Here is a 3,489-nt window from a genome sequence, read left to right as displayed (position 1 = left end):
ATATTAGTTTTTAGACTTCAATGAAGCTTCAACAAAATCTCTGAACAATGGTTGAGGTCTTGTTGGTCTTGAGATAAATTCAGGGTGGAATTGAGATGCAACGAACCATGGGTGGTCAGCAAGCTCAATGATTTCCACTAAGCGACCATCTGGACTAGTACCAGAGAAGATGAAGCCTGCTTGCTCCATTTCTTGACGGAACTGGTTGTTGAACTCATAACGATGACGGTGACGCTCGTACACCACTTCATCATTGTAAGCTGCAAATGCTTTTGTATTTTCTTCAAGCTTACATGGGAAGATACCTAGGCGCAGCGTTCCACCAAGATCTTCGATATCCTTTTGCTCTGGTAAAAGGTCGATGATTGGGTAATTTGTTTCTGGGTTAATTTCTGCAGAGTTAGCATCTGCGTGACCAAGCACGTTACGCGCAAATTCAACAGAAGCCAACTGCATACCAAGACAAATTCCAAGGAAAGGTACTTTGTTTTCACGAGCATATTTAATAGTCGTGATTTTCCCTTCAATTCCACGGTCTCCGAAACCACCAGGTACAAGAATTCCATCAACATCAGAAAGAAGCTCACGTGCATTTTCTTCATTCACTTCTTCTGCGTTAATCCACTTAATATCAATATCAGAATCAAACGCGAAACCTGCGTGCTTCAACGATTCCACAACAGAGATATACGCATCTTGAAGCTCAACATACTTACCAACTAATGCAATGCGAGTTGTTTTAGACAGATTGCGAACTTTATCAAGTAGTGCTAACCACTCGGTCATTTCTGGTTCTGGGCTTTGAAGCTTCAAGTGATCACAAACGATTTGATCCATTTTTTGCTCTTGAAGTGCGATTGGTACTGCATATAATGTGTCTGCATCTTGGCACTCAATCACTGCCTTCGAATCGATATCACAGAATAGAGCGATTTTATCCTTCATGTCTTGTGATACTGGCATTTCTGTACGCACAACGATAATATTTGGCTGAATTCCTAAGCTGCGAAGCTCTTTTACACTGTGCTGAGTTGGCTTTGTTTTCATTTCGCCAGCTGCTTTAATGTAAGGAATCAGTGTACAGTGGATGTACATTACATTATCACGACCGATATCACTCTTGATTTGACGAATCGCCTCTAGGAATGGTAATGATTCGATATCCCCAACTGTTCCACCAATCTCCGTGATAACCACATCCGCTCCTGTTTCACGACCGGCACGGAATACGCGCTCTTTAATTTCGTTAGTGATATGCGGAATAACCTGTACTGTTCCACCTAAGTAATCTCCACGGCGCTCTTTCTTTAGTACCGTTGAATAAATTTTTCCAGTTGTCACGTTGTTATACTTGGTTAAGTTAATGTCGATGAAACGCTCGTAGTGACCTAAGTCAAGATCCGTTTCAGCACCATCACCTGTTACGAATACTTCTCCGTGTTGATACGGACTCATTGTCCCTGGATCCACGTTAATATATGGATCAAATTTTTGGATCGTTACGCTTAAGCCACGATTTTTTAATAGACGTCCTAAAGACGCTGCTGTGATTCCTTTTCCTAATGAAGAAACCACTCCACCTGTTACGAAAATATACTTTGTCATCTGTAATCCCCCTCTTATTAAGTTTGTGCATATTTTTAAAATATCAATCCATTACATTGGCAAGGGGATAAAACGATTTTTGAAGACCGATTTTCACACCTGAAAAGAGCCTGTAAAAAAATAAAAACGCCCCTCCTGCTAGAAATAGCAAGGGGAGCGTGAAATTACGTTTCGATTGTTCCTTTTTAAGGAGCCCAAAAAGTATTCTACCTACAGCTCTGTAAAAAGTCAAGTCGAGATCCTACAAAATTCGACTTAAAGATCCTCGTCATCATCAGCATCAAATTCATCTTCTTCAAGGTCTTCATCGTCTTCATCTTCGTCCAGATCGAATTCCTCATCATCTTCGATAAGGTCTTCATCATCATCTTCTACATCTTCATCAATGTCATCATCTAGAAGATCGTCATCATCATCTTCGTCATCGAAGTCATCATCCACATCATCGTAATCGAGCTCTTCTTCCTCTAACTCTTCATACTCTTCAATGTCAAGATCCTCGTCCTCATCGACAACTTTCTTCGCCTTTTTCTTCTTCGGCTTTACAGCTGTAACGTGTTCTTCTTCTGTTTGGTCTACTGGATACCAAACGCGAAGACCCCAGCGGTTTTCACCAATCGTCATAAAGCGTCCATCTATATTTAAATCCGTATAAAATTGAGCAATTCTCGCTCTCACTTCATCTTCTGTTAATCCACGCAGCTCTGTGATTTCATCCATTAATTCTTTAAAAGAGACCGGCTGTTTCTTTTCCTTAAGCAATTCAAACGCAATCTCAATTAAGGACATTTCTTGCAATTCTTCTTGAGTAACTTGTTTCAAACTCAATATTTGCACTTCCTTTCGCTATGTAAAACACGACAAATAAAATATGTACACAATTATTGCATATTCTTCATTATAAACAAAATATGAACCTTTATGCTAGTTCTATCTAATCGATACCAAACTTTTTAGTACTTGCCCTCGCTTTTCTGCCTCTTTTTCTCTTTAAGAAATAATCTGACTGCTAAATAGAAGAAAAAAAAGGCCAATAGAAAGAAAGGGATGGCACCAAGCTGCAATGAGTATAGATAAATAGCAGAAACAACAGTAAGGATAACAGCAATAAATTGAAGAAGTTGTTTCAAATATCTCACATCCCGTGAAAATGGTTAGGTCCTTCGTTTGAAAAAGACCTTTCTATCTTCTTCTATTATAGTAAAAATTAGGACATTTTAGGTATGAGTTATGTAAAAAAAGTGTAAAGAGCAAAGAGAAAGCGCTAGCTTTCACTTTGCTCTTTTTGATACCTACATATTCCGTCTATACTGCCCTCCAACCTCATACAACGCACGGGTAATTTGACCGAGGCTTGCTACTTTTACTGTTTCCATTAGTTCCTCGAAAATATTGCCGTTATTGACTGCTGATTGTTTTAGTTTTTGCAACGCTTTCGCTATTTGGTCTTTGTTTCGCTCTTGGAACTCACGTAGATTTTGAATTTGTAGTTCTTTTTCTTCTTTTGTTGCTCGTGCCAGCTCCATATTGTCTGTTTCTTCTTCTGACGGAGGATTCGGATTTAAATACGTGTTGACGCCGATGATCGGCAGCTCACCCGTATGCTTTTTCATTTCATAGTACATCGACTCGTCTTGGATTTTTCCGCGCTGGTATTGTGTCTCCATCGCACCAAGTACTCCCCCACGATCATTCAATCGCTCGAACTCTTGAAGAACCATTTCCTCCACCAAGTCCGTGAGCTCCTCAACAATAAACGAGCCTTGAAGAGGATTTTCATTTTTGGATAAGCCATGCTCTTTTGTAATAATCATTTGAATTGCCATTGCCCGACGAACCGACTCTTCGGTTGGTGTCGTGATCGCTTCATCGTATGCATTCGTA

Annotated in this window: 4 protein-coding genes; all 4 read right to left on the bottom strand. The window is 39.9% G+C overall.

What is annotated here, in order from left to right; genetic code table 11:
• Positions 1–3: 3 nt before the first annotated feature.
• The gene (locus ACGLXV_RS03930) at positions 4–1,605 is read right to left on the bottom strand and encodes a CTP synthase (protein WP_119710275.1); all 1,602 of its coding nucleotides are present in this window, start codon (positions 1,603–1,605) and stop codon (positions 4–6) included.
• Positions 1,606–1,860: 255 nt separating this feature from the next.
• Positions 1,861–2,433 (bottom strand): DNA-directed RNA polymerase subunit delta, encoded by a 573-nt coding sequence (gene rpoE / locus ACGLXV_RS03925; protein WP_391557594.1) that lies wholly within the window; start codon positions 2,431–2,433, stop codon positions 1,861–1,863.
• 125 nt (positions 2,434–2,558) lie between these two features.
• Positions 2,559–2,735, bottom strand: a complete 177-nt coding sequence (locus ACGLXV_RS03920) for a hypothetical protein (protein ID WP_162927834.1) — start codon at positions 2,733–2,735, stop codon at positions 2,559–2,561.
• A gap of 162 nt (positions 2,736–2,897) precedes the next feature.
• On the bottom strand, positions 2,898–3,489 hold a 592-nt coding region (locus ACGLXV_RS03915; protein ID WP_391557593.1), incomplete at its 5' end, for a methylmalonyl-CoA mutase family protein.

The sequence above is a fragment of the Robertmurraya sp. genome (assembly GCF_036676585.1).
Classification (GTDB): Bacteria; Bacillota; Bacilli; order Bacillales; family Cytobacillaceae; genus Robertmurraya_A.
Note: the sequence above shows the minus strand (reverse complement) of the source record. Positions and strands in the feature narration are given on the sequence as shown.